Source organism: Oricola nitratireducens (genome assembly GCF_014904745.1).
Taxonomy (GTDB): Bacteria; Pseudomonadota; Alphaproteobacteria; order Rhizobiales; family Rhizobiaceae; genus Oricola; species Oricola nitratireducens.
Map to the genome: position 1 here is coordinate 152874 of NZ_JACZCS010000014.1, position 24810 is coordinate 177683.

A 24810-nucleotide genomic window follows, 5' to 3' on the forward strand; every position below is an offset into this window, starting at 1 on the left:
TCTCCCGGCCCTGTTTCATCAGGTCAACGGCGTCCAGCTTCCGTCGGGATTGCGACAAGCGGTTCCGCGCGTCTTCTCCGACACGCCATCGGCCGTGATCGTGTGCGTATACGGGCGGCAGTCCTGCGAACCGACGCGATAGGGCTGCGAGGCAACGACTTCGCCGTTGAAGCGGTCGCCGGATTTGCCCCACGTCACCTTCTGGCCGGCCGGCGTATATTCGAGCGCCTGGTACTCGGCCTGCAACGCCTTGCTGCGCACACCGGAGTCCATGCGGGCGCTGATGTCTGTGGCGATGATCCCGCCATTCAGCGCGCTGACCAACTGCGTGCCGGCCAAATGGTTTGCGGGATCGCCGGTGCCTGGAAAGGCTCCGAAGGCGAGGCTCGGTACCGGCCCGTGTCCGGCCGACGTGCATCCCGCGGCCAGACCCGAAAGCGCCGCGGCGAATGCCAAGGATACGATACGCTTCATTTTCGAACTCAATTCCCGCTCCACCCGTTCCTGCCGGCCACCCATGACCAAAACTGTGTCGGTATTTTGTTTTCCTTTAGACTTATGCGCGGTTTATGCCAAATCAATGCGCCGCGGCCGGCAGTATGACCTCGACGCGCAAGCCGCCCGCGGCGCTTTCGCCCAGTTCGACCGAACCGCCATATGCCGACGCCGTTTCGGCGACGATGGCAAGACCGAGACCGGTGCCGGGCACGGATTCGTCGATCCGCTTGCCGCGTTTGAGCGCAGTCTCGCGCTTGTCGGCGGCGATGCCGGGTCCGTCATCCTCGACAGTGAATTGCAGCCAGCGCCTGCCGTCACCGCCGGCGGCATCCGCCACCGTGAGCGTAATCTGCCTTCGCGCCCACTTGCCGGCGTTTTCCAGAAGGTTGCCGAGGATCTCCTCCAGATCCTCCTTTTCGCCCATGAAGACATGGGCTTCCGCTTTCATGTTGAAGCCCATGTGCTTGTCCGGATTGAGCTTGCGCATGACCGAGACCAGCTTTTCGGCGACCGGCTCGACCTCGGTGCGGAAAACGATGCTTTCGCGCTGGGCGGCGATGCGGGCGCGCTTGAGATAATGCTGGATCTGGAAATCCATGGCGCGCGCCTGTTCGGCGACGGTTTTCGCCGACGGACCGCCCTTCGCCGCCGCCTCGTTGGTCAGCACCGAAAGCGGCGTCTTCAGCGAATGGGCGAGATTGCCGACCTGGGTGCGCGAGCGCTCGACGATGCGCTTATTGTTGTCGATCAGCGCGTTCATCTCGTCGACCAGCGGTTCGATCTCGCTCGGGAAGCGCCCTTCGAGGCATGTCGCCTCGCCGTTGCGGATGGCGGAGAGCGCGCGGCGCGCGCGGTCGAGCGGGCGCAGGCCGAACAGCAGGATCGCGCCATTGATGACGACGACCCCGAGGCCGAACAGCGACAGCATCAGCCCGACCTGTCGGGCGAAGTCGCGCACGGATGCCTCGAATTCGGTCTGGCTGCCGGCCAGTTGGAACCGGGCGATGCGGCCGTCGCCAAGATCGATTTCCGATTCCAGCACGCGGATCCGTTCGCCGCCCGGTCCTTTAATGATGAAATGGCGGCTGAACTGGCGGTCATAGGGCAGTTCGGCAAGCGGCGGTCCTGCCAGCTTCGTGCCCCCGAGCGAAAGCGAGGACAATCCGGCGCCTTCGATCTTCTCGACGGGCACGACGCGCCAGTACCAGCCGGATTGCGGCTCGAGAAAGCGCGTGTTGCCGAGATTGGGGCTGCCCTGCAACGTGCCGTCGTCGCCGACCGAGATCGCGCCGATCAGGTTGAACAGCTGGGCTTCCTGCAGATTGGCGAAGCCGCGCTCGGCATCGTTGCGGTAGAGCCCGATCAGAAGCCATCCGAGCAATGCGATCGCCGCGACGGCCCATAGGCTCGAATAGAGGATGACCCGGACGCCAAGGGAATCGAGCCGCAGGTTCAAGGCGTCACCCGGCCTTTTCGGCCGGCTCGTCCGGGGCGGTCATGCGATAGCCGAGGCCGCGTACGGTCTCGATCAGGTCGTGGCCGAGCTTCTTGCGCAGGCGGCCGACAAACACCTCGATCGTGTTGGAATCGCGGTCGAAATCCTGGTCGTAGAGATGTTCGACCAGTTCGGTGCGCGAAACGACCTCGCCGATATGATGGGCGAGATAGGACAGAAGCCGAAATTCGTGCGACGTCAGTTTCAGCGTCGCGCCGTCGACCAGCGCCTTCGACGCCTTGGTGTCGATGACGAGCGGCCCGCAGCGGATTTCCGAGGAGGCGTGGCCGGCCGCGCGGCGGATCAGCGCCCGCACCCGCGCCAGCACTTCCTCGACGTGGAACGGCTTGGTGACATAGTCGTCCGCGCCGGCGTCGATACCGGAGACCTTGTCGCTCCAGCGGTCGCGCGCCGTCAGGATCAAGACCGGCATCGCCCGTCCGTCCTCGCGCCAGCGCTGCAGCACGGAAATGCCGTCCATCACCGGCAGGCCGATATCGAGGATCACGCAATCATAGGGTTCGGTGTCGCCGAGGAAATGGCCCTCCTCGCCGTCGGCCGCGGCATCGACCACGTAGCCGGCGTCTTCCAGCGCGTTTTTCAGTTGCGCATTGAGAGACGCGTCATCTTCGACGACGAGAATTCGCATGGAATCGGACCTCCGGGCAGATACGGGCAGACGCTAGCGCAGGCGCGGCGAAACGCCAAACGCGCGGCGTGTTAACCGTCGACGATGATTTCCTGGCGCTTGGGGCGCTGTCCGTTCGCGCCGGGGATCACCAGCACGATCTTGCACTTGCCGCCCGGGGCCACCTCGGCGCTGGCAAGCTCGGCCCCCTTCTCGGCGGCAACACGCTGGCCGACGGCATAGCAATTGTCGGCGGCATGCGACGGCGCCGTGCCCAGCACGGGAAGTGCGATCAGCGCTGCCATGGTCATGCGAAGCATTTTCGTGGTCTCCAACTTGGCCGCCAAATTACGCTGCGGAGGCTGAACGGAACATGAATGATGATTTTAATCATTCATGCCCCGAAAAGCCTCCCGGATTCAACCGATCCTGCTCGTCGCGCTCACCCGCCCGAGAATGGCGACAATTCCGGCGACGGCGGAGATCGTCTGCAGGAGCGCGTCGGTCAGCGCCGCCTGCCCGCCGGCGTCGACCGGCAGGCCGAGCATTCCGGCGAGCGTCGCGGCGACGCTGACCAGCGCTCCCCAGATGGTCTTCGACAAATACCAGGGTTTTTCTTCGTTCATGACAGTTCCTTTCCTTGGCTTCAGGGGATGAGAATCGTAGCGCGGGCGGGGATGCCCTCGCCCACGGACTGGCTGATCTGCGTGACTTCGAGATCGAGAGCGGCATCCGGCGCATCGAGGTCGAGCGACGTCACTGTCGCGGCGTCGAGAATCAGCGCCGGGTCCGTCGCTTCAGCGGAAAAGAGGGCGCTTTCGCCGTCGTAAATGCGCACGGCATAGCGTTCCTCCGCCTCGCCGAGCGGCACGTCGGTGCCGAGCCACGAGTCGCCGTCGATGCGGGTGCGGCGGATCCAGACGAGCGCGATGCCGCCGTCTGCCTGCCGTTCCGCGTTCAGATGCACCGGCGACAGCGGGGTCAGCGCGCGCAGGCCGCCGGTTACCGCGACGGTCTCGAAATAGCGGTCGGTGAAAGGCCGCCCGGCGACGCCGATGCGCAATTGCAGCGCAAGCCCGATCTCGCTTGCGCGCAGTCCGGCCGGCACCACCGCCTCGTTGAGCAGGACGGCGCGCGCGCCGGCGGGTGCGCCCGCCAGCATCGCGCCCTCGGTTCCGCCCTGTCCGCGCAGCAGGCCGGTCAGCTTCCACTCGCCGGCCGAGACCTCCTCGGCGGACAGGAACTGGATGATCTCCCACGCTCCGCTCGCCGATTGCACCGCGATAAGGTTGCGGCCCGACAGCAGCGCCGTTTCGCTGACGCTCTCGAATTCGCCGGCGGGCACCGAAAGCTCGACCACATTCGCATGGTCGAAACGGCCGGAAAACGCGCCCGTCAGCGGCGCGGTCAGGTCGCCCATGACGGCGTTCGACAGCGCTTGTGTCCGATATTCGAAGCCCGACGCTTCCGGCGAGGCATAAACCGCCTGCACACGCGGCGGCGATGACCACGCCGCCAACAGGAACTGGTCCTGCGGATCGCGGCCCGGCCGCATCGGCAGGTCGAGCAGCAGGAAATCCGGCACGCCGGCGGTATCGCCAGACGCTGCGGGACGTTGCGACGGCAGATGCGGGACCCTGGCATTGGCGGGCCTGCGAAACACCGGAACGGCCTCGATGTGCAGCGCGTCGCCAAGATCGGTCCGCGTCACCAGCCAGCGCGTGGCCGGGTCGGATGCAAAGGCGAAAACGTCGCCCGGCGCGATCCCGGCATGGCGCAAGGCAAGCGCGAAGCGCAGCGTCCGCCCCCTCGCCCATGCCCGCGCCAGCATGCGGTCGGCGACCGGGTCGATCACGCTCGCATCGGCGATACAGGGCAGATCGTCCGTCTCCTGGCGCGGCGCGCCGGTCTCCAGCCGGCGCGAATAGCTTGTCGCCGCGCGATAATCGGACAACCCGTCGCGATAGGAGACGACGATTTCGGCCGGCAATTCGCTTTTTTGCGCCTCGGTCACGTCTCGTAGCGCCTCGCCATCGATATCGGCGATGTCGCCCTCGTCGATGACCCTCGACACCGCCGCGCCCTCGGCGTTGAGCGCAAAGCCGCCATCCGCCGCCATGTCGGAGGCCGACCAGCCGAAACCCGCCGCCAGCGGCTCCAGCACGTCGCGTACCGACGCCGGCTGCGAGATCACCACGCCCTGAACGATATCGGCGACGCCGATAACCGCCTGTGCGTCCGCGTCGTGGTCCCCGAGAATGCGCGCCGCGGTTTCGCGCAGCGGCGCCGTGCCGAGCCGACCGTTCAGCCAATGGCCGCGCAGCCAGTTCTCGCCATCGCCCCATTCGTCCGTCGCCATCGGAAAAGCCGGAAACGGACGCGCGTCCCATGCCCAGAGATAGATCCGCGCCGGATCGAGCATCGGTTCGCCGGTCACCGGCGACAGCGGATTGGCGCCCGTCCCGCTCGCCCAATGCTCCAGATGCGTCTGCAGGAAGGCGCGCTGCTCGCCGTCGTCGCGGCCGCCATTGGAAAACCACGGCACGGCGCTTTCGGACGACTTGGCATCGGTGAAGACATTCGGCTGGGTCGCGCCCTTGTCGATGGCCGGGCAACCGAGTTCCATCAACCAGATCGACTTCGAACCGGGCACCCAATCGGTTGCCTCCGCCGCCTCCGCGCCCTCTATGCGGTCGAAATGCTCATTCGACCACCATGAGACGAGGTCCTTGAAGCGGAACACCCAGGGCTTGCCGGCCAGTCCGTCGGTGATCGGTGTGCGAATGCGGTCACGCCGGTCGCTCTCGGAGGCGTAATACCAGTCATGGCCCTCGCCGCCCGCAATCGCCGCACGGAAAGCATCCCGGTCGGAAGCCTGCAACTGGCCGTCCGGGTTGGCGCCGGGATCGGCCGCGTCGGCGTCGCGCCAGTCGGAGAGCGGCATGTAATTGTCGATACCGACGGCATCGATGTTCGAATCGGCCCACAACGCGTCGAGATGGAACAAGACGTCGCCCGTACCATCTTGCGGGTGATAGCCGAAATATTCCGACCAGTCGGCGGCATAGGTGATCGCGCAGTCCGGCCCGACCATCGCGCAGACCTCGGCGGCCAGCGCCTTCAATTCGGCGACGAAGGGAAACGCGCCCGCATCGTCGCGGACCTGCGTCAGGCCGCGCATTTCGGAGCCGATCACGATGGCGTCCACACCACCGGCGGCCACAGCAAGGCTCGCATAGTGATTCACCATGCGGCGGTAACCTTCTGCATTGTCAGCGAATTCCGAGATCTGCGTCCCGGCCGCCGCCGTCCGGTCCGCCGTGTCCGGCCGGCCGATCGCCGGATCGCAGGTGACGCGTCCGCGCCAGGGATAGGCCGGCTGATTGCCGTCCGACCAGGGGTCGGGCAGCGCGTTGTCCGCCGGCACGTCCATCAGTATGAAGGGGCAGAGCGTCACCTTCAGCCCGCGCGCCTTCAGGTCGGCGATCGCCGCGATCACGCTGGCGTCCGACGGTGTGCCGCCATAGGCCGGCTTGCCATCGGGCTGCGAAACGACATGCGTGCCGGGATGGCCGCGCCCCATGCCTGCGACGCTCCAGGCCTGGCTTTCGCCGCCACCCGACACCGTAACCACGCCCGGGCGCAATTTGCACTCACCGGCGCGCAGGTCGTCGCCGAACCAGGCGACGATCAACGAGACGTTTTCGAGCGCCGGGCAGACTGCCTGCAACTCGTCGATGGAGGCTTCCCAGTCGGAGCCCGCATACAGCACATGCCGGTTCAGTTCCTTCGTCACGCCCTTTTGCGGGCTCGCCGTCACGAGGCCCGGCGCATAGCCATGCTCGGTCGAGCCGGGGATGACGCAGACCGCGCGCACCTCTTGCTCCAGTTCGCCGACCGGGCGGATTACCTCGACCTGGAATTGCGGCACGCGGTTGCCGAAGCGCTCCAGCGGCAGCCGCTCGAAGACGACATAGGCCGTGCCGCGGAACGCCGGCGCGAGGCCGGCACCCTGTTTCGCCTCGATCAGCGGATCGGGAAGCTGCGTCTCGTCGCCGGGATAAATCCTCATGGCGATCCCAGTCAGGTCCAGTTCCTTGCCGTCGGCCCAGACGCGCCTGATCGCCGCGACCGGCCCGTCGCAAAGGCCGATGGCAAGATTAGCGTAGTAGGAATAGGTCGTGACCTTAGGACCGCCCTTGCCGCCCTGCCGCTCGGTACGCGCGGTCTCCTCGAAGCGCGTCGCCCAGATCACCGTGCCCGACAGGCGCGCCTGGCCGTAGACGCGCGCGATTGGCGTGCCCTCCTCCGCCGTCAGTGGCCGCGCGCCGGACAGGCGCGCGCCCTCAACATGGCGCGTCGAGTTGATCAGCGCGGTGTCGATCGCATAGCCGGCAAGCGCTCCGGCCGCCGTGCCGATGGCCGCGCCGGTCGCGCCGAAAACGCCGCCGAGCAGCCCGCCCGCGGCCTGCAGCAGCAGGGTCGCCATTGAATTTCCTCCGATGGTCGGATGGTGAAGCGCCGGCCGTGCCGGTCAACAAGTGTGGATGATCCCGTGGCGTCGAGTTAACCTAACGGAAGACAACAGGAGGATCTTCGCCATGAAATTCGACAGGGAACTGATTTCCAACGGAAATCCCATGGAGGCAATCGTCGGATTCAGCCGCGCGGTCAGGGTCGGCCCGTTCATTTCGATCGGCGGTACCGCCCCCGTCGGTCCGGATGGCAAGACCGTCGGCATCGGCGATGTCGCCGCGCAAACCCGTCAGTGCATCGAGATCATCAAGACGGCGCTGGAGCAGGCGGGATCCGGACTGCACGATGTCGTGCGGACGCGCGTGATCCTCACCGACATCGACAACTGGAAAGCCGCGATCGATGTGCGCAAGGAATATTTCCGGGACATCCGCCCCGTCGACACCATCATGGCGATCGACCGTTTCGTGAATCCCGAGTGGCTCGTCGAGCTGGAAGTCGATGCGGTTATTGCCGGCTGGGGGACCTGACAGCCGGAAACGCAAAGACGCCCGCCACACGCCGCCGCCATGAGGGCACAAATGCCGAGGTCATGACTGCGTGGCCTTCATAGGCGTGGATGATGCGGTCGTCCGGCGCGAGCAGCGCCAGGTGCTTTGCCGCCGTCCCCACCTGCCAGCGGAAAGCGAGGATGTCGCCCGGCCGCATCGCCGCCGGATCGAGTTCGTCGCAGCGGTCCCGCAACGCCGCCAGCAACGGTTCACCAATCGTCGTCTCCGCCCAGTCGGGCGAATAGGCCAGCCGCGCCGTGATCCGCTCGCCATAGAGCTCGCGCCAGACACCGAGAACGAGCCCCAGACAGTCGCAACCGACGCCCTTGCGGCTTGCCTGATGACGATAGGGCGTGCCGATCCAGCAACAGGCGATGCCGAGCGCCTCTTTCCTCGCGGCCTCACGGGACAAGCGGGCCGCCATCGAAATCCGTCTCCTCGTCGGCGTAATTGAGCGCTGCGTCATTGGCGGGAATATGCGGAAAGCCGCGAAAATTGAGCCCGTTGGAAAATTTCGCGCGGCAGGTCTCGAAACGCTTGTCGCAGCCGGCGGCAAGCGCGAACGTGTCGCCGGCCGAGATCCCGGCCATGTCCGGTTCGAACAGTGACAGCTCGTGCCCGACAGCGCTCGCGCGCATGGCGGCGACGGTCACGGCGGTTCCAACGCGCTGCCCAGACATCCAGCTCAGCCGCCCGTGTACGAACCAGCCGTCGTCGTATCCTTCGAGGCCGGTCACCGTGAGTTGCCCCGCGCCAACGGCCGTCACCGTCCCGCTTGCGGAGAACCCCGGCGCGCCGGTGTCGAACCCGCAGCGTCCATCGCCGAGATCGGCGTCGCATTTGCGCAGGAAGTAGCGCCCGCGCCGCTCGTCGAATTTCGCCGACAGGCTTCTGAGTTCGACACGGAACGCCCCGTCGGTGCGGCGGATCTCGCCGACGGCATGGCGCTTCATCAGCGCGTATTGGCCCGGCTCTGCCCAGTTGACGAGATATTGCTCTATTCCCGCGCCGTCATATTTGTCCGCCTCGATATCGGCCTCGCTGATCGCCTCCGACGACAGCGCGCCGGCGACTTCGGCCGTGTCGCCGGCGAAACCCAGGCTGGATTCGATGTCGCCCGCGACGAAACCCGTCGCCGGCTCGCAGGCGACGCCTTCGACGGTCAGCGCCCGGTCGTGGTCGGTAAAGCCGAGCACGATGCCGTCCTTGCGGCGGACGATCCAGCAGAAGCAGACGCTCGTCACCTCCTGGTCGAGATGGTCGCGCAGTTCTTGCGGCAGGTCCGTCATTCGAACACCTCCACAAGCTGTATGTCGGGGATCTCGCCGGCCTCGAAGGAGGTCTGCGTCACCGCGAGCTGCGCATTGTCGAAGCGCACCGGCACATGGAACCGGAACCCGGCCGTCACCGCCGCGCCCGGATCCGGCGCGCTCGCAAGCGTGACGACGCCGGTCAGGGCATCGGCGGAGAATTCCGCCGGGTTCGACAGTTCGATGCCGTCGACCGCGACACGCACCGTTTCCGCGACAGGCTTGGTGACCGGCCGGTTGTCGCCGAGCGCAAGCTGGAACGCGGTGGCGACCCCGTCGCCCGTGCCGATCGCCCGGTCCGTCGGCGTCACGGTTTCGCCCGGCGCCACCGACTGGTGATCGACCGGGTCGAAAAAGCGGAAGGCGTTCAGCGGCCCGCCGCGTTCCTCGAAGAAACTCAAAAGGTTATGCAGATCGGCCAAGGATTTGATTCCGGTCGAAATCGTGTAGCGCCGCCGCGAACGCGCCCAGCGCGCGTTGCGCTGCTCCAGTCCGGAGGCGAGCCGCACGATCTCGATGTGCCGCTCCGGCCCGCCGCTCGCTCCGAAGGCAAGCCGCGACGGGAAGACGACGTCGTGAAAACCGCTCATGAAAGTTCCTCAGTTCGCTCTTCGCCCCCGCGCGACGGCACGCGCCAGCGCGGCGGAGACCTGCGCCTCCGACTTGCGGAAGGAGCCTGCATCCGGCGTGTTTATCGTGACATTGACCATCACCGGCGCACCGCCCTCGCCCGTAGCGACGCCCAGCCGCCCGTCCGGTCCGCGGCTCAAGGGCAGGATCGCCTCCGGTCCCACCTCTCCGGCCAGCCCGGTGCGCCCGCCGCCCATCGGGAAATAGGCCGGCGCGGCCAGCACGCCGCCACCGGCGAACATCGCGTCCGCGCCGACCACGCCGCCCTGCGCGAAGGGCAATATGCCCGAGACCCCGGAGAACGCCCGCGAGGCAAAGCCGTTCAGCAGGTTCTGCAAGGGCGCGAGACCGGCATTCAACGCGCTTGTCGCGAGATTCTGGCCGATCGAACGCAGCGTGTCCTCCAGCGAGCGGCCGGAGACGGCCGCGCCCTTCAGCGCGCCGGTCAGCGTCGTGCCAAACGACGAAGCCTGCCGCTCAAGCGATTTCAGCGCCGTCTCGAAGCCGGTCGTGTCGGCGTTGATGGCGATTGTGAGTTGTTCATCCAAGAGTGGCGCCTTTCGTGTCGTATCGTTCCGCCTCGCCCTGCTTGCCGCAGGAGGCCATGTTCGTGCCAGCTGCCCTTATGACCGGCTTGGAATAAACTCCGCTCCGCGCTAACGAAGGTTCGGCCCGCGCATCCGCCGGGCATTTCCCGTCCGGACAGACCATGCGCTCCACCCCCGACCGTATCCGCCACACGATCAGCTTCGAGATCCTCGCCATCCTCATGGTCGTGCTGCTCGGCAACCGGCTGTTCGGCATGCCGGCGATGAACATGGGCGCGGTTGGCATCGCCAGTTCGGTCGTCGCTATGATCTGGAACTATCTCTACAATCTCGGTTTCGATCACGCCTTGCTCCGGTTGACCGAAAGCTCGCGGAAGAAGGGTTTTGGCGTCCGCGTCCTCCATGCCGTGCTGTTCGAGTTCTTGCTGACCGTCCTGCTGCTGCCGGTGATCGTCATCATCCTCGGCGTCAGTCTGCGGGAGGCGCTCGTCATCGACCTCTCGCTGACGGTCTTCTTCCTGGTCTACACCTTCACCTTCAATCTCGTTTACGACCGGATTTTCCCGATCCCGGAGTGAGGGGCCTTCTTCGAACCATCACTTTCCGGTTTGTGTCGCGGCCGCGCCCAGGTTGATGCCTCGAAGCCGCTGGCGTCGGCGTTGATCGCCACAATCAGTGTTTCATCCATGGCCGAAATCTCCTAAGACCTTGCGAGTTTCAATGACGCGGAGGACTGCGATGGCGGACAAGGTCACGCTCCACGGCTACCGCTACAGCGTCTATACGCGCGCCGTGCGGATGGTCCTCGCCGAGAAGCGCGTTGCTTATGACCGGGTAGAGCTCGATCCATTCGCCGATAACGTTTCCGCGTCGCACCGCCTGTTGCACCCCTTCGTCCGGGTTCCGGTTCTCGCGCATGGCGATTTCGTCCTTTACGAAACCGCGGCGATCACCCGCTACATCGATGCCGCCTTTAACGGTTCGCCTCTGACGCCGGCCGACCCGAAAGCCATCGCTCGCATGGCGCAGGTGATCGCGATCGTCGACGCCTACGGCTACTGGCCATTGGTGCGGCAGGTGTTCGCACATCGCATTTTCCGCCCGCTGGAGGGCGAAACCGCCAGCGAGGAAGAAATTGCGGCGGGACTGGAAGCGAGCAGGACAGTTCTGGCCGCTCTGGAAACCATCGCCTGCGAGGGCCTCGTCCTCGACGGCGAAACCGTCACGCTCGCCGATTGCCACCTCGCACCGATGATCGACTATTTCCTGCGCGCGCCGGAGGGCGCCGCCGCGATCGCGGTCTACCCCGCCCTTTCGCGCTGGTGGCGGCGAATCTCGACGCTTGCGAGCCTGATCGAAACCGATCCCGGCCTGCCTGCGGCGGCGTGAACCGGTCGATGCAATTGACCAATTGGCAATGGCGTCCCGATTGCCAAACCCGTGTCACACATCGGACTTTATAAGCTGCTCGAAGACAGGGACCGGCAATGTTCAAATCCTACATCATCTGCGGAACGCCGCGGTCCGGCAGCACCCTTCTGTGTCGCCTGCTGGCCTCTACCGGGGTAGCCGGAAAGCCGGATTCCTTTTTCCGCCGGCAATCGGTTTCCGAGTGGATGGACGATTGGGGCCTTCCCGCCCGGGAGACGATGACGGACGCGGAATTCGCCCGAACCTATCTGGGCGCGGCCTTCGGAGAAGGCGAAAATCGGACCGGCGTTTTCGGACTTCGGCTCATGCGGGAAAACCTCGAAGACGCCATCGGGATGATCGACACGGTCTATCCGGGGCTGCCCGATGACGTCGCCCGCTTCGAAAAGGCGTTCGGCCGGACGCTCTTCATCCATCTTTCGCGCGGGGACAAGGTGGCCCAGGCGGTTTCGCGCGTGAAGGCCGAACAAACCGGGCTGTGGCACGTCGCTCCCGACGGAACCGAACTGGAAAGGCTGTCTCCTCTCGCGCATCCGGTCTACGATCATGATGCGATTGACAAATATGTCACCGAACTGGAGCGATACGACGATGCCTGGAACCAATGGTTCGCGGCATGCGGGATCGACCCGGTTCGCATTACTTACGAGATGCTGTCCGGCGATCCCGCTTCGGTTCTGGCCCTGATCCTTGATCGTTTGGGGCTAGACAGCGCGATTGCATCCGGGGCGGTTCCGGAGGTCGCGAAACTGGCGGACGCCACGAGCGCCGAATGGATCGCGCGCTACCGAAAGGAAAAGGCCGGCCGTCGCCGCGATTGAACGCATCGCACGGCCCGCCGCAAATCGCGGGCGGTGACCTCAGCTAGCCATCCGGAAATCGCCCCATCATCTCCTCGAAGCTTCCCCTCTCCGGCGGCGCGTGGACGCCGTGGCCGAAGGCCCGCATGGCGGCGGCAAGTTCGCGCGGCGTCATCGCCCAGAATTCCTGGGGCGACAGCCGCATGACGGCGAAACCGAAAGCCATCGCCGCTTGCCAGGGAAAACGCTCAGCCATCGCCGCCGAAGGTCGCCTGCAGCAGGTCCGAGACGATGCGGGCATAGCCGGCCGCGCCGCCTTGCGTCTGCATTTCGGCCACCTCGTCGCGGGTGAATGTATGGCCCGCCCCTTTCAGCCCGGCATGGATGATGGTCAGCAAATCGTCCGCCGACAGTTTCCCGCTTGAAAAGCGCTGCGTCAGCGCGGTCAAATCTTCCGCGCCGAAATGCGCTTCCAGTTCGGCCAGCGCGCCGAGCGTCAGGCAGAGCGCGCGCTCCTTGCCGCCGAGATCGGCGGCGATCTCGCCTCTCTTGCGATTGATCAGCATCAGGCGGCTCCGAATGTCAGCGCAGAACCGGATTCCAGCGCAATGTCGAAGGTGACCTCGCCGTCGTGGTTTCCCGCATAGTCGAGCGACGTGATCTGGAACCCACCCTCGATGGTGCCGAAATCCGGGATCACCAGCTGGCAAGTCGTCACCGCGCCGGCGAAGAAGGCGGCGCGGACCGTTTCGTCCGACGCCGCATCCTTGAAGATGCCCGAGGCCGAGACCGAGGCGCGCTGGATGCCCGCCCCGTCGAGCAGTTCGCGCCACCGCCCGGCCGACTGGGAATCCGTGATGTCCACCGTCTGTGCGTTGAAGCTGATGCGCTTGGTCCTCAGCCCGGCGACAGTGACGAAACTCGCACCGTCCCGGAATTTCAAAAGCAGATCCTTGCCGCGTTGCGATGCCATCGCCGCCGCCTCCTTGGTTCGAATTGGTTTGGGATCAGGCCGCCGGTTCGGTCAGCGCCCGGAGCCTTATTGTCGCGCGCCAGGCGCGGTCGGCCGGTTCGTAGCCGTGATCGGTGGATACCGGCAGACAGGACACGATCCGCGTGTCGCCGCTGACGCCGGCAAGCGCTACGAGCGCGGCCGTCACGCGCTCCGCGACAGCCAGCACCTCTGTTCGGCCGGTCGCACGCGACCAGCCGCGGATCGTCACCAGATGCTCCTCGCCCGTCCGGTCGTCGGTGCTCCAGTCCTGCGCCGCCGTCCGGCCGATGACGACGCAGGGAAGTGCCCGATCCGGCGGCACGCGGTCTAAAATGCGATCCTCCCCGCCGAGCAGCGCCACGAGATCCGTGTCGGCGCGCAGCGCGGCGACGATCGCGGCCTGCAGATCATGGGCGGCGCTGCTCATCGCGATCCTCCGGCTTGTCTTTCGGGTCCGGTTGTTGCCTGCGCGCTTCTTCCACGCGCTCGTCGGCGATGATCTCGGCGCGCGTCCTGAGCGCTCGGACTAACCCGTCCAGCGTCAGCCGCATGGTCAGGTTCATGGCGTTTCCTCCCGCGTCAGGCAGAGGAGGTAACGGCCCGTCTCGTCGAGATCGCGAACCGCGCGGATGGCGAAAACCCTCTCGCCTGTCACCAGCCGCATACCGCGCTGCACGCCGGCGTCGGCGCGCAACACGACATGATGCGTGATTTCGGCTTCCTCGCCATCGGCGCGGCGCACCGGGCTTGCCGTCGCCGGTACGAGATGCGCCCAGACGGTCGCGAGCGTCTGCCACGTTTCGGTCTGGCCGCCGAGCGTGTCCGCCACACGCACCGCCTGTTGCAGCGCCATTTCGTGGCGCAGTTTTCCAGGATCAAAGAACACCGTTTTCATGGTCACACCGAGAGAAACCGGAAATGCCGCGTCAGCCGCGCATAGAGCGCCGGTACGGAGACCGGATGGTCGGCGGCGTCGAACACGCCGCGGAATTCGTACCAGTGCGCGACCAGCACGAGGACCGCGCGTTTCAGCATGTCCGGTACGTCGACGCCGGTCTCGCCGTAACCGGCGTCGAAATCGACCTCGATGCCGTTGGCGCGCATCGCCAGCGTCACGCCATCGGCAAGCCGCAGCCGCGCCGGGCGCGCAACCAGATTGACGTAGTAGCCGGAGCCGTCGAGCACGGTTCCATTGCCGGCGCCGTCATAGACGGTCACGGCGACGATGCCGCGTACCGGCGAGCGCATCAGCTCCAGCACGCCGTCGGCCGGCACGCAGTCGAAATACGCCCGCCACTGCTGGTCGATCAGCGCCTGGCCGGTATCGCGTTCGAGATATTGCGTCGCGGTCGCGATCAAGGCGGTGATCGTGTCGTCCTCGGTGCCGGAGGTCACGCGCAGATGCGCCTTCGCCTCGGTAAGCGTCACCGGCATCGCCGCGGGCGCGGCAATCTGGGCATAGGTCATGGATGTCTCCATAAATGGAACGGGAAACGGCCCCGGCGGGAGGAAGACCGGGGCCGTCTTGTCGGTCCTGCTTACGCAGTTCCGAACTTGAGCAGCTTGATCGCGTCGAAATCCTGCACCCCGCCGCCGACGCGCTTGGTCGTGTAGAACAGCACGTAGGGCTTGGCCGAATAGGGATCGCGCAGCACCGAGACGCCGGTGCGGTCGACGACGAGATAGCCGCGGCCAAAATCACCGAAGGCGATGGCCATTTCGTCGGAGCCGATATCCGGCATGTCCTCGGCCTCGACCAGCGGGAAGCCCATCAGCATCGCCTTCTGGCCGACCGCCGCCGGCGGCTGCCAGATATAGTTGCCGTCGGCATCCTTGATCTTGCGGATCGCGGCCTGCGACTTGCGGTTCATCACCCACGAAGCGTTCTGGCGGTAGCCGGCCTTGAGCGCATAAACCATGTCGATCAGCACGTCGGACGGATCGGACGCCGGCAGCGCGCCGTCGACGCCGGTCGCGACATAGCCGATCTTGTCCCAGGTCCAGCTGGCTTCCGCGATCGTCGTGTAATCGAGGAAGCCGCGCGGCTTGTTGGTTCCGGCGCCGGCGACAAAGGCGGCGCCCTCCTGTTCGGCGAAGGCGGCGTCGACTTCCTGGGCGATCCACTGGTCGATATCGACCACCGAGTCCTCCAGAAGCTGCGCCGTCGCCGCCGGCATGGCGTAGAGCTCCATCGTCGGGAACTGCAATTCGGCGAGCGTCGAGGCCGCCGTCTGCGGCCGCGCATCCGTCTCGCCAACCCAGCCGACCGCCGGACCGCCGATGGCGAAGGGCTTCTTCAGCACCGAGCCCGATACCTGCCTGACGCTGGCGATCGAGCGGATCGGCGAAATGTCGCGCAGCCGCGCGCCGATGGCGGCTTCCGTCTCGGGCGGCACCAGATAGCCGCCGTCCGGGCCGGAGCCGATCGACATCGCCTTGCCTTCCAGCGCCTGCAGCCGGCGCTCATCGCCGCGTCGCACATAGTTCTCGAAGGCGGCCTTGTGTTCGCTCGGCACAGCCGGTTCGCCACCGCCGAGTGGTGGACGGGCCTGCTTGCGCACCAGCGTGTCGAGCGTGCGCTTCTGTTCGTCGAGCGCCTGGTTGATGCGCTCGACCTTGTCGCTGGTAACGCCGTCGGCGCCGAAGCGGCTCTCGATCTGTGCCAGCCGCTCGTCATTTGCCTGCTTGAACTCGTCGAAGGCGTGCATGAAGTCGTCAAAGGCTTCCGCCACATCGCCGTCCGCCGCCGATTTCAGTTCGGGGGCGACAATCGTTTCCTGTTTCATCGTGTTCCTCGTGTCGGTTGGAGTTGCCGGGCCGCTTCGCGGATCGTCTTCGCGAGGCCCTTTTCCCCGGCCGCGCCGTCCCGGCGGCGTCCGAGCGAAGCGAAGCCCCTGGCGATCACCGCCCTCGCCTCGCTCCTGGTCAGCCCGGCATCCCGCACGAGCCAGCGTTCGAATTCGCGCGCCGTCGGCCGGCGCCCGGCCTTGACGGCGGTGACGCGCGCCTGCGGCAGCATCGGAAAGGTCACCACCGAGATCTCCCAGAGGTCGGCCTCGAGGATGCGGCGGACGCCGCTGCGCGCCTCCTTTTTCGCCTTCACCGTCCTGAAACCGATCGACAGCCCGTCGAGACCGCCATTCCTTAATAGCGCCAACACCTCTCGGCCCTTGGCGACCTCGGTCGATATCCTGCCCTCGACATAGAGTCCGCGTGCGTTCTCGCGGATCGCCGTCCAGCGGCCGATAACTTCGTCGGGATTGTGCTGGAACAGCATGCGGATCCCGCCGGCGCCTCTGGCCGCCAGTGATTTGGCGAAGGCGCCGCGCTCCACCGCGTCGCGGCCGAGATCGACCGCGCCGAAGACGCTGGCATAGCCGGAAATGGTGCCGTCGCCGGCTTCCAGCTCCACCCGGTTGAACTTGTGCTCCAGGCTCTTCGCGTCAGTGCTCATCGCAGCCCTCCCGCCGTGGCTTGCTTTCCGCGGGCCTGCCGGCAATCAGCCGGTCGCCGAAGCGGATCGCGAAACCGATCGCCCACCAGATCGACAGGCTCGACAGCGCCGACCCCATCAGCACCAGTTCATGCGGCGACAGGTTCGCGTCGACGCCGAGGCGCTTGGCGACCGCCAGCCCGGCGGTGCCGCCGAACACGAGCCCCGCCGACATCGAGGCGAGGAAGCGCAGCGCCGCCTCGCGGCGGCCCTTCGGCAAGAGATAGGCGAGCGAGATCGCCGAGCCGGCGAGCGCGCCGGCCGTTTTCGCCAGCCACAGGGAAGCGGCCGGCGACAGGTCCGTCATGGTCATGATCTGTCCTCATTCAGGATTTCGGGCCGTAGCCCACGGCTTCGCGCTTCTCGTCGTCACTGAGGAAGCTCGCCCGCTCGAGCCGCGCCCACAGCGCGTCGCGCTCGGCGGAAAGTCCCTCGATGCGGTCGGCGTCGGGCGCGAGGCGCAGAGGCCCATCGCCGATGAAACGGGAAAAGGCGTCGGCGGTGCGGGTCACCAGCGGCAGCACGGTCAGCCTGTAGAAGGCGCGGTTCGCCTCGGCATAATTGGCATAGGTGTTGTCGCCGGGAATTCCGAGCAGCATCGGCGGCACGCCGAAGGCGAGCGCGATGTCGCGGCTGGCGGCGTGTTTGGCCTGGATGAAATCCATGTCCTTCGGCGTCAGGCCCATCGCCTTCCAGTCGAGCCCGCCTTCGAGTAGCAGCGGCCGCCCGGCATTCGACGCGCCGGCATATTCCGTCTCGAGATCGCGTTTCAGCTGCTCGCGCTGCTCCGGCGCCATGTTGCCGCCCTCCGGCGGCGCATAGACCAGCGCGCCGGAAGGCCGCGCCGCATTGTCGAGCAGCGCCTTGTTCCAGGTGCCCGCCGCATTGTGGATGTCGAGCGCCATCAGCGCGGCCTCCAGCGGCGCGAAGCCGCGCAGGTCATCGAGCGGGTGGAACAGCGTCAAATGCAGCAATCGCGGCTCGCCGCCTGCCTCCTCGAAGGGTATCCGCCGTTTGACCGGCCCGGCCTGGTAGTCGACCGCGACCGGCCAGCCGTCCGCCCCGGTGACAACCGACACCCGGTCGGGACGCAGCAGATAAAGCGCGTCGCCGTCCGTGCTGCCCGCCACGCGCTCGATGAAGGCGTTTCCTGACAGAAGCAGGTGGCCGTAGAGCGCTTCCAGAAATGAGGCGCGAGTGTCGCGCATGTTCGGGCTTTCCAGCAGCGCCATGACCGGATGGTCCGGCACCTCGGCGTCGCCGTCATAGGCGAGCCAGGGCACCGCGCCCGCCGCCTCCGAGATCATCCGCACGCAGCGGTGGACGACCGGATTGCGCATGAAGCCTTCGCGCGACAGGGCGCCGTAGGAGGCCGACGTCCATGCCGCGGTTGCCGCGCCATGCATGGCGACGAAGCCCAGGGGCCAGCCCTTCGCCTCCGCCGGTTTCACGGCATGTTTGTCCCGGCCAAGCCCGAAGGCCCGGGCCAGCCAGTTGGCAGATCGATTCATGGAATTGGTCCAGGTTGTTGATTTCGGAATCGAAAAAGGGGCCGCAAGCGCCCCTTTTCCTGCCCTGCCTCTCGCGGCAGCTGACTATGCCGCTACGGCTTCGTCCTCGTCGAAGGCGTTGCGCGCGGCGCGTATGTCGTCATGGCGCGTCTCGGCCCAGGCGATCAGCGCCGACAGCGGCTCCAGTACCGAGTGGCCGAGTTCCGTCAGCCGGTAGTCGACCGTCGGCGGCGTCGTCGGATAGACGGTCCTGTCCACCAGGCCGTCGCGCTGCAGCGTCCGCAGCGTCTGGGTCAGCATCCGCTTCGAAATATCGCCGACCGCCCGGTTGAGCGCGCTGAACCGCTTCGGCTCCTCGGCAAGCGCAGTCAGGATCAGGACCGACCATTTGTCGCCGACCCGGTCCAGCACGTCACGCACCGGGCAATTCGCGGCGTCGAACCCCGCTTCCTGCCAGGCGTCGAAACGCTGGCTCATCTCTTCCGTCACGGCCGGGAGGTTACCTTCATGTGCCTTGGTCATGAAAAAGTGCCTCCTTCCATCGCCTTCCGAGAGTTGGTAACTAAAAGAGACCATACCTCATTTAGAGACCTAAAACAAACCTGAAAGGAACAATACCATGACCACCGCAAAATATCTCGTCACCGGAGCCTCCGGCCAACTCGGCACGCTGGTCATCGCCGACCTCCTCAAGAAAACACCCGCGGCAAATATTGTCGCGCTCGTGCGCCGGCCGGAATCCGCCGCCGCGTTCGAGGCGAAGGGCATCGAGGTCCGGTTCGGCGACTACACCGATCCCGCGTCACTCGAAAAGGGCTTCCGTGATATCGACCGGCTGCTGCTGATCTCGTCCTCCGAAATCGGCCAGCGTGCTGTCCAGCATCAAAATGCCATCTCGGCGGCGAAAAAAGCCGGCGTCGGCTTCATCGCCTACACCTCGATCCTCAAGGCCGACACGTCTCCGCTCGGCCTCGCTGTCGAACACCGCGCCACCGAGGCCGACCTCGCGGCCTCGGGCATTCCCTACGCCTTCCTGCGCAACGGCTGGTATACAGAGAACAAGACGGGCTCGATCGATCCGGCCATCGAACACGGCGCCTATATCGGCGCGGCGGGAGACGGCCGCATTTCCAGCGCGCCGCGCCTGGACTACGCCAAGGCGGCCGTTGCCGTCCTGACGGCGGATGCGCCGGCCGAAAACGTGGTCTATGAACTCGCCGGCGACGACAGTTTCTCGATGGCCGAATTCGCCGCGGCGATCGCGAACTCTGCCGGCAAGCCCGTCGCCTATGCGGACATGAGCGAGGCCGATTATGCCGCCGCGCTGGAAGGCGCGGGCCTCCCTAGGGCATTCGCCGAATTGCTGGCCGACAGCGATGCCGGCACGGCAAAAGGCGCGCTCGAAGACAACAGCCGCACGCTGTCGCGTCTCATCGGCCGTCCGACGACGCCGTGGACCGAGACGGTCGCCTCGGCGATCGCCACACGCAAGGCGGCCTGACGGCGAGAACCGAAGCCTGATCGAGGGGGCTCAAAGCCCCCTCACCCGCGGCTCACCGTGCCGCCCCAGCAGCAATTCGCTGACCGCCCAGACCATGGCGTCGAGCCGGTCGGGCGAGCGGCCGGACGCCAATCCGTCCGTGCCGAACTCGCACATCTCGTCCTCCAGAGCGCCAAGTCCCGGCGCATGCGTCACCCTATTCTGCTCGTAGAGCGCGGCAACGGGTTCGGCGCGCAGCCATTTGCCACGTTTGGCATGTACCTTCTTCAGCGCCACGGTGGCATCGATCTGCCGGATCACGGCCTCGACCATGTCGCCGCCCTGGTTGACCTCGGCGAGGATCAGGTCCGCTCCGAGCGTCTCGTAGAGTGCCACCGCCTTCGCCGCCCAGGCCGACGGTTTTGCCGCCCGCAGGCTCGCATCCGCGATCACATGGGCGACGCCGTTGCCGGTGATCCCGGCGGCGACGATGCCGCAGGCGTCCGAGGTCGATTTCGAGCCCGCCGGCGGATCGACCGCGACGACGATGCGCTTCAAATCCTTCGGCGCCTCCCGCCGCCGCAGACCGTCGATCTGGCTGCGCGTCCACAACGCGCCATCGGCCTCTTCCAGGATCTCGGCGTGGAGTTCCTGGCGGCCGAGGCGAGTGTCCTCGTATTTGGCGAGCACCGCGTCGAGAAAACCCGGCGCGAGGTTGATCGCGTTATCGAAGGTCGAGCCTCTTGTGACTGCTGTCGCCGGGTCCGCCGCGAGTTCCTTGATGAGGCGCAACGGCTTCGGCGTCGTGGTGATACAGGCCTGCGGATTGACACCCAGCCTGAGGCCGAACATCGCCATGTCCCAGGTCTCGCGCGAATAGGTCCACGCGCAAATCTCGTCGGCCCATATTTTCTCGTGCTGCGGCCCGCGCAGGCGCTCCGGCTCCTCGGCGGAGAAGATCATCGCCACCGCGCCGTTGGCCCAGACCACGCGGCGCATGGTCGGCTGGTAGACCGGCCGCCCGAGCCAGCGCCCATCATGCGTAAAATCGCCCTCCCAGCACACCGAAAGCAGCCCGCTTTCGCCGCGTATCATGATGTCGCGCGCATCGGCGATGGTCGGCGCGATCAGGGCGATGCGCCCTGCCCCGGCCTTTGCCTGCCCGCGCACCCATTCGGCGCCGGACCGCGTCTTGCCGAAGCCGCGCCCGGCGAGGATCAGCCAGTTGCGCCAGTCACCCGGCGGCGGCAACTGGCCCGGCCGGGCGAAGATACGCCAATCATGCCGGAACAGGGTGCGCAGAAGGGCATCGTCCGTCTCCGACAGGCCGATCAGTATCTCGCGCGGCAAGGTGTCGAGCAATGAGGTCATCGAGCGTCCCCTGCGCTTCGGCAATGGCCGCCCGGATCAAACCGATTGCCGGCTCGGGCAACCAGCGCTACATTTCGTCAGTCACGGCGGAAACACATCATGCCCGTTGTCCTTGGGCGTCAGCAGAACGCCCCGCATGCGAAAGCCCACAAATGGTGGCCGCCACCCCGGTGACGGCAGGGCCTTTCCATTTTCCATACATCTGAAGAGGACGAATCCATGACCGTAGTGGATCAACTGCGCGCACAACGCATGCTGCGCGTGATATGGCCTGATGGCACGCAGGCGAATTTTCCTTTCATCTGGCTCCGGGACAATTGCCCGAGCGCCTGGCATCCCGAAACCCAGGAACGCATGCAGGATCTGCTCGCGATTCCGGCGGATCTTTCCGCGCATGACGTCAGCGTCGAAGGCGATTGCGTCACCGTCGCCTGGGAGGACGACGGCCATCGCAGCCGCTTTTCGCTCGACTGGCTGGCGCAACACGCGCCCGGCCGGCCGCTTCCCGACCCGGCCGAGATCGCCGCGAAACCGTGGCGCGGTGATATCGCCCGGCAGGACCTGCCGACAGGCGACGCCGCGTCCCTGCTCGCCGACGACGGCGCACTCGCGCACTGGCTCGCCGAAACCCGCGCCTGGGGCATCTCGCTGGTCGACGGGCTCGCCGACGACCCGCAGGCGGGCATGGCGGTGGCCCGGCGCATAGGGTTTCTGCGCGAAACGAATTTCGGCACGGTCTTCGAGGTCAAATCGAAGCCGAATCCGAACAATCTCGCCTATACCGCCGTAGCGCTGCCGCTGCACACCGACCTGCCGAACCAGGAATTGCCGCCCGGCTACCAGTTCCTGCATTGCCTCGCCAACGAGGCGGTCGGCGGCGGTTCGGTCTTCGCGGACGGTTACGCCATCGCCGAAGACCTGCGCCGAAACGCGCCCGACGCGTTCGACTTGCTGTCGACCATCCCGATCCCGTTCCGGTTTCACGATGGCGACGTCGACATCCGGCGTCGCCACGAAGTCATCACGCTGGATGACGGCGGGGCGGTGACCGAAATCTGCTGGAACGCCCACCTCGCCGATGTATTCGACATGCCGGCGGAAACCCTGGCGGCGTATTACCGCGCCTATCGCGCCTTCATGGCCGCGACGCGCGATCCGGCCTATGCGGTCGAGTTCGCGCTCCGGCCCGGCGAGATGGTCGTCTTCGACAACCGCCGCGTCCTGCATGGCCGCGCCGCCTTCGATCCGGCGACCGGCCACCGCCATCTCCAGGGCTTCTATGTCGACCGCGGCGAATTCGACAGCCGCCTGCGCGTGCTGGCGCAAACGGCCGGTTCCTGACCGCCAAAGAAAAGGGCCGCGGTGCGAAGCACCCGGCCCGTTTGCCCATTTCTGCGATTATGCCCGAAGGCTACACCAGCACCGTGACGGTGTCAAGGAATTTATTCCTGTTTTTACATCGCCAAAATCGGCGGGCTTCGTCCCCTCACCGATCCGACAACAGCGCCTTGACGGTAGCCTGCAGCAGCGCGAGCGGCACGGTCGGCGCCGTCGTCTCCACGCGCCTGTCGGATCCGTCTTTCGCCGTCCGGAGGCGCAGGTTCGCATAGGGCATGATTCCCCGGGGCCCGTATCCGATGTGCCAAGCCCATTCCGGCAAGACCGCTCCGATCAGCGCGATGCAGTCGTCGACCGAGGACGAATAGCGCAGCGCCGGTTCACCTCCGCCGGCAAGCGTGTCCTTGATCAGGCGGTCGAGATCCCGGTCTTCGCCCGTCGCGGCGCCAATTCGCGTTTCCAGTTCCTCGAGCTTCGATTTCGTCATGGCGGGTCGAATCCGGTGTCTTGTTCAGGCGACGGGATCGAAGCTTCGCGCGTCGGCCCGGTTCCAGCGATCGAGATCGTCGATATGCGTTTCGTCACCATCGAGCAGGAACCCCTCGGGCAGATAGGGGAATGCCTGATTGCCCGATATCATCTCGCCGTCCATTCCCCGCTGCATGAAATGATGCGGCAGAAACGCCCGCGGATCATCGAGACCGGCGGCGCCCGCCATTTCCCCCAGCGCCTTCATCGTATTTCCGTGAAACCGCGCGACCCGCTCCGACTTGTCGGTCACATCGAGGGCGCGTTGCCGCAAAGGGTCCTGCGTCGCGACACCGACCGGGCATCGGTTCGTGTGACACGCCTGCGCCTGGATGCAGCCGATCGAGAACATGAAGCCCCGGGCCGAATTCGCCCAGTCAGCCCCCAGCGCCAGCGCGCGGGCTATGTCGAAAGCCGTCACCAGCTTTCCCGCCGCGCCGATCTTCACGCGGTCGCGCAATCGCGCCCCGCGCAGGGTGTTGTGAACGAAGGTCAGACCGTCGACCAGCGGCATGCCGACATGATTGGCGAACTCCAGCGGCGCTGCGCCGGTTCCGCCTTCCTTGCCGTCCACCACGATGAAATCGGGGACGATATCGGTTTCCAGCATCGCCTTGACGATGCACATGAACTCGCGCCGATGCCCGATACAGAGCTTGAAGCCGACCGGCTTGCCACCGGATCGCGCCCGGAGCAGACCGAGGAACCGCATCATTTCGAGCGGCGTCGAAAAGGCGCTGTGCGATGCCGGGGAAACGCAGTCCTGCCCCATCGGAACCGCGCGCGCCTCGGCGATTTCCGCCGTGATCTTGGCCGCCGGCAGCATGCCGCCATGGCCCGGTTTGGCGCCCTGGGACAGCTTCACCTCGATCATCTTGACCTGCGGATCCGCGGCCAGTTCCTCGAACCGGTCGGGATCGAATTTGCCGTCGGCGGTGCGGCATCCGAAATAACCCGATCCGATCTCGAAAATGAGGTCGCCGCCACCCTGGCGATGATACCGGCTGATACCACCCTCGCCGGTATCCTGTGCAAATCCGCCCTTCCTGGCGCCCGTGTTGAGCGCGAGGATGGCATTCGCCGACAGCGCGCCGAAGCTCATCGCCGAAATGTTGTAGAGCGATGCGTTATACGGCTGAAGACAATCCGGCCCGCCAATCGTGACCCGCAAATCGCTGTTGACCAGCGTCGTCGGCTTGATCGAATGCGTCAGCCACGTGTAGCCGGCGTCATAGACCCTGCGCCGGGTGCCGAACGGCCGCTTGTCTTCGACGCCCTTGGCTCTCTGGTAGACGATGGAACGCTCGTCGCGCGAAAACGGCTCTTCGTCCTGGTCGCTCTCGATAAGGTATTGGCGGATTTCAGGCCGTATGCCCTCGAAGAGAAAGCGCATGTGACCGATGACGGGATAGTTGCGCAGAATCGAGTGTCTGGTCTGCACGACGTCGTAAACGCCGACCGCCGACAGCACGGCGAAGCCGAAGAAGGTGAGCCAGAACCAGGCGCTCCAGGCAACCAGAGCCAGCGACACGGCGGTCAATCCCAAAACGCATACGAAAACGGAATATCGCTCCAGAGACTCGAGGCGCACCATGGGACGTTTTCTCCGGCTTGATTCTACATTCAGGGCGCCACTTTAGGGTGTCTTGACGCACTTCGTCCAACGACAATCGATGCTGACGCCTGCATTGAAATTGCCGGCGGCGTGACTGCGGGTTTCGGGCGGGA

At 65.9% G+C, this 24810-nt stretch carries 31 protein-coding genes; 6 read left to right on the forward strand and 25 right to left on the reverse strand.

Annotated features, from left to right (window positions below; genetic code table 11):
• Positions 1 to 18: 18 nt before the first annotated feature.
• From IG169_RS09175 to IG169_RS09200, 6 genes are all read right to left on the reverse strand, one after another.
• Positions 19 to 474: an RT0821/Lpp0805 family surface protein gene (locus tag IG169_RS09175; protein WP_193175892.1), complete on the reverse strand. Its 456-nt coding sequence runs from the start codon at positions 472 to 474 to the stop codon at positions 19 to 21.
• Between the two features lie 103 nt (positions 475 to 577).
• Complete coding sequence (locus IG169_RS09180; protein WP_193175893.1) at positions 578 to 1954, reverse strand: sensor histidine kinase; 1377 nt, start codon at positions 1952 to 1954, stop codon at positions 578 to 580.
• 4 nt (positions 1955 to 1958) lie between these two features.
• A complete protein-coding gene (locus tag IG169_RS09185) occupies positions 1959 to 2642 on the reverse strand; it encodes a response regulator transcription factor (protein WP_193175894.1) in 684 nt (227 codons plus the stop codon).
• Positions 2643 to 2713: 71 nt separating this feature from the next.
• On the reverse strand, positions 2714 to 2941 hold the full coding sequence (locus tag IG169_RS09190) for a hypothetical protein (RefSeq protein ID WP_246717264.1): 228 nt from the start codon (positions 2939 to 2941) through the stop codon (positions 2714 to 2716).
• A gap of 99 nt (positions 2942 to 3040) precedes the next feature.
• A complete protein-coding gene (locus IG169_RS09195; RefSeq protein WP_193175895.1) occupies positions 3041 to 3247 on the reverse strand; it encodes a hypothetical protein in 207 nt (68 codons plus the stop codon).
• 20 nt (positions 3248 to 3267) lie between these two features.
• Positions 3268 to 7110 (reverse strand): baseplate multidomain protein megatron, encoded by a 3843-nt coding sequence (locus IG169_RS09200; protein ID WP_193175896.1) that lies wholly within the window; start codon positions 7108 to 7110, stop codon positions 3268 to 3270.
• A 112-nt stretch (positions 7111 to 7222) separates the two neighbouring features.
• On the opposite strand from IG169_RS09200, the gene IG169_RS09205 reads away from it, so the two are divergent.
• Entirely contained in the window at positions 7223 to 7627 is a 405-nt protein-coding gene (locus IG169_RS09205; RefSeq protein ID WP_193175897.1) for a RidA family protein, read from the forward strand.
• Here the strand turns inward: IG169_RS09205 and IG169_RS09210 are convergent.
• From IG169_RS09210 to IG169_RS09225, 4 genes are read right to left on the reverse strand one after another with little or no spacing between them, the layout of a single operon-like run.
• The gene (locus IG169_RS09210; protein ID WP_193175898.1) at positions 7605 to 8072 is read right to left on the reverse strand and encodes an NlpC/P60 family protein; all 468 of its coding nucleotides are present in this window, start codon (positions 8070 to 8072) and stop codon (positions 7605 to 7607) included. The two genes, IG169_RS09205 and IG169_RS09210, sit on opposite strands and share 23 nt — an antisense overlap.
• Complete coding sequence (locus IG169_RS09215) at positions 8050 to 8937, reverse strand: DUF2163 domain-containing protein (protein WP_193175899.1); 888 nt, start codon at positions 8935 to 8937, stop codon at positions 8050 to 8052. Before IG169_RS09215 ends, IG169_RS09210 begins: the two co-directional genes overlap by 23 nt.
• Positions 8934 to 9548: a DUF2460 domain-containing protein gene (locus IG169_RS09220; RefSeq protein ID WP_193175900.1), complete on the reverse strand. Its 615-nt coding sequence runs from the start codon at positions 9546 to 9548 to the stop codon at positions 8934 to 8936. The genes IG169_RS09215 and IG169_RS09220 overlap by 4 nt, the downstream gene beginning before the upstream one ends.
• Positions 9549 to 9557: 9 nt before the next feature.
• Positions 9558 to 10136, reverse strand: a complete 579-nt coding sequence (locus IG169_RS09225; RefSeq protein ID WP_193175901.1) for a phage tail tape measure protein — start codon at positions 10134 to 10136, stop codon at positions 9558 to 9560.
• A gap of 161 nt (positions 10137 to 10297) precedes the next feature.
• Here IG169_RS09225 and IG169_RS09230 point away from each other — a divergent pair, with 161 nt between their 5' ends.
• The 3 genes from IG169_RS09230 to IG169_RS09240 all read left to right on the forward strand — a co-directional run bounded on the left by IG169_RS09230 (position 10298) and on the right by IG169_RS09240 (position 12388).
• A complete protein-coding gene (locus tag IG169_RS09230) occupies positions 10298 to 10714 on the forward strand; it encodes a PACE efflux transporter (protein WP_193175902.1) in 417 nt (138 codons plus the stop codon).
• 160 nt (positions 10715 to 10874) lie between these two features.
• The gene (locus IG169_RS09235) at positions 10875 to 11525 is read left to right on the forward strand and encodes a glutathione S-transferase family protein (protein ID WP_193175903.1); all 651 of its coding nucleotides are present in this window, start codon (positions 10875 to 10877) and stop codon (positions 11523 to 11525) included.
• A 98-nt stretch (positions 11526 to 11623) separates the two neighbouring features.
• Positions 11624 to 12388 carry a Stf0 family sulfotransferase gene (locus IG169_RS09240; RefSeq protein ID WP_193175904.1) on the forward strand — a complete coding sequence of 255 codons (765 nt, stop codon included), beginning with the start codon at positions 11624 to 11626 and terminating at the stop codon, positions 12386 to 12388.
• A 43-nt stretch (positions 12389 to 12431) separates the two neighbouring features.
• On the opposite strand, the gene IG169_RS09245 is transcribed toward IG169_RS09240, so the two are convergent.
• The 12 genes from IG169_RS09245 to IG169_RS09300 all read right to left on the reverse strand — a co-directional run bounded on the left by IG169_RS09245 (position 12432) and on the right by IG169_RS09300 (position 18887).
• Positions 12432 to 12623, reverse strand: coding sequence for a rcc01693 family protein (locus IG169_RS09245; protein ID WP_193175905.1), 192 nt, complete (start codon positions 12621 to 12623; stop codon positions 12432 to 12434).
• Positions 12616 to 12936 carry a gene transfer agent family protein gene (locus IG169_RS09250; protein ID WP_193176103.1) on the reverse strand — a complete coding sequence of 107 codons (321 nt, stop codon included), beginning with the start codon at positions 12934 to 12936 and terminating at the stop codon, positions 12616 to 12618. The genes IG169_RS09245 and IG169_RS09250 overlap by 8 nt, the downstream gene beginning before the upstream one ends.
• On the reverse strand, positions 12933 to 13340 hold the full coding sequence (locus tag IG169_RS09255; RefSeq protein ID WP_193175906.1) for a phage major tail protein, TP901-1 family: 408 nt from the start codon (positions 13338 to 13340) through the stop codon (positions 12933 to 12935). Before IG169_RS09255 ends, IG169_RS09250 begins: the two co-directional genes overlap by 4 nt.
• 34 nt (positions 13341 to 13374) lie before the next feature.
• Positions 13375 to 13788: a DUF3168 domain-containing protein gene (locus tag IG169_RS09260; protein ID WP_193175907.1), complete on the reverse strand. Its 414-nt coding sequence runs from the start codon at positions 13786 to 13788 to the stop codon at positions 13375 to 13377.
• Positions 13769 to 13924, reverse strand: coding sequence for a hypothetical protein (locus IG169_RS09265; protein WP_193175908.1), 156 nt, complete (start codon positions 13922 to 13924; stop codon positions 13769 to 13771). The genes IG169_RS09260 and IG169_RS09265 overlap by 20 nt, the downstream gene beginning before the upstream one ends.
• Positions 13921 to 14256 (reverse strand): phage head closure protein, encoded by a 336-nt coding sequence (locus IG169_RS09270; protein ID WP_193175909.1) that lies wholly within the window; start codon positions 14254 to 14256, stop codon positions 13921 to 13923. Before IG169_RS09270 ends, IG169_RS09265 begins: the two co-directional genes overlap by 4 nt.
• A 2-nt stretch (positions 14257 to 14258) precedes the next feature.
• Positions 14259 to 14828: a head-tail connector protein gene (locus IG169_RS09275; protein WP_193175910.1), complete on the reverse strand. Its 570-nt coding sequence runs from the start codon at positions 14826 to 14828 to the stop codon at positions 14259 to 14261.
• Between the two features lie 71 nt (positions 14829 to 14899).
• Positions 14900 to 16147, reverse strand: a complete 1248-nt coding sequence (locus IG169_RS09280) for a phage major capsid protein (RefSeq protein ID WP_193175911.1) — start codon at positions 16145 to 16147, stop codon at positions 14900 to 14902.
• A complete protein-coding gene (locus tag IG169_RS09285) occupies positions 16144 to 16815 on the reverse strand; it encodes an HK97 family phage prohead protease (protein ID WP_193175912.1) in 672 nt (223 codons plus the stop codon). The genes IG169_RS09280 and IG169_RS09285 overlap by 4 nt, the downstream gene beginning before the upstream one ends.
• Entirely contained in the window at positions 16805 to 17161 is a 357-nt protein-coding gene (locus IG169_RS09290) for a DUF6107 family protein (RefSeq protein ID WP_193176104.1), read from the reverse strand. The genes IG169_RS09285 and IG169_RS09290 overlap by 11 nt, the downstream gene beginning before the upstream one ends.
• A 19-nt stretch (positions 17162 to 17180) precedes the next feature.
• On the reverse strand, positions 17181 to 18365 hold the full coding sequence (locus IG169_RS09295; RefSeq protein ID WP_246717266.1) for a phage portal protein: 1185 nt from the start codon (positions 18363 to 18365) through the stop codon (positions 17181 to 17183).
• Between the two features lie 84 nt (positions 18366 to 18449).
• Positions 18450 to 18887, reverse strand: coding sequence for a winged helix-turn-helix transcriptional regulator (locus IG169_RS09300; protein WP_193175913.1), 438 nt, complete (start codon positions 18885 to 18887; stop codon positions 18450 to 18452).
• A gap of 97 nt (positions 18888 to 18984) precedes the next feature.
• Here IG169_RS09300 and IG169_RS09305 point away from each other — a divergent pair, with 97 nt between their 5' ends.
• Positions 18985 to 19866, forward strand: coding sequence for an SDR family oxidoreductase (locus tag IG169_RS09305; protein WP_193175914.1), 882 nt, complete (start codon positions 18985 to 18987; stop codon positions 19864 to 19866).
• A 30-nt stretch (positions 19867 to 19896) separates the two neighbouring features.
• On the opposite strand, the gene IG169_RS09310 is transcribed toward IG169_RS09305, so the two are convergent.
• Positions 19897 to 21216 carry a DNA-packaging protein gene (locus IG169_RS09310; protein WP_193175915.1) on the reverse strand — a complete coding sequence of 440 codons (1320 nt, stop codon included), beginning with the start codon at positions 21214 to 21216 and terminating at the stop codon, positions 19897 to 19899.
• Positions 21217 to 21435: 219 nt separating this feature from the next.
• Between IG169_RS09310 and IG169_RS09315 the strand changes: the two genes are divergently transcribed.
• Positions 21436 to 22557: a TauD/TfdA family dioxygenase gene (locus IG169_RS09315; protein ID WP_193175916.1), complete on the forward strand. Its 1122-nt coding sequence runs from the start codon at positions 21436 to 21438 to the stop codon at positions 22555 to 22557.
• Positions 22558 to 22702: 145 nt separating this feature from the next.
• On the opposite strand, the gene IG169_RS09320 is transcribed toward IG169_RS09315, so the two are convergent.
• A complete protein-coding gene (locus IG169_RS09320) occupies positions 22703 to 23041 on the reverse strand; it encodes a hypothetical protein (protein ID WP_193175917.1) in 339 nt (112 codons plus the stop codon).
• 24 nt (positions 23042 to 23065) lie between these two features.
• Positions 23066 to 24676 carry an FMN-binding glutamate synthase family protein gene (locus tag IG169_RS09325; RefSeq protein ID WP_193175918.1) on the reverse strand — a complete coding sequence of 537 codons (1611 nt, stop codon included), beginning with the start codon at positions 24674 to 24676 and terminating at the stop codon, positions 23066 to 23068.
• Positions 24677 to 24810 lie beyond the last annotated feature (134 nt).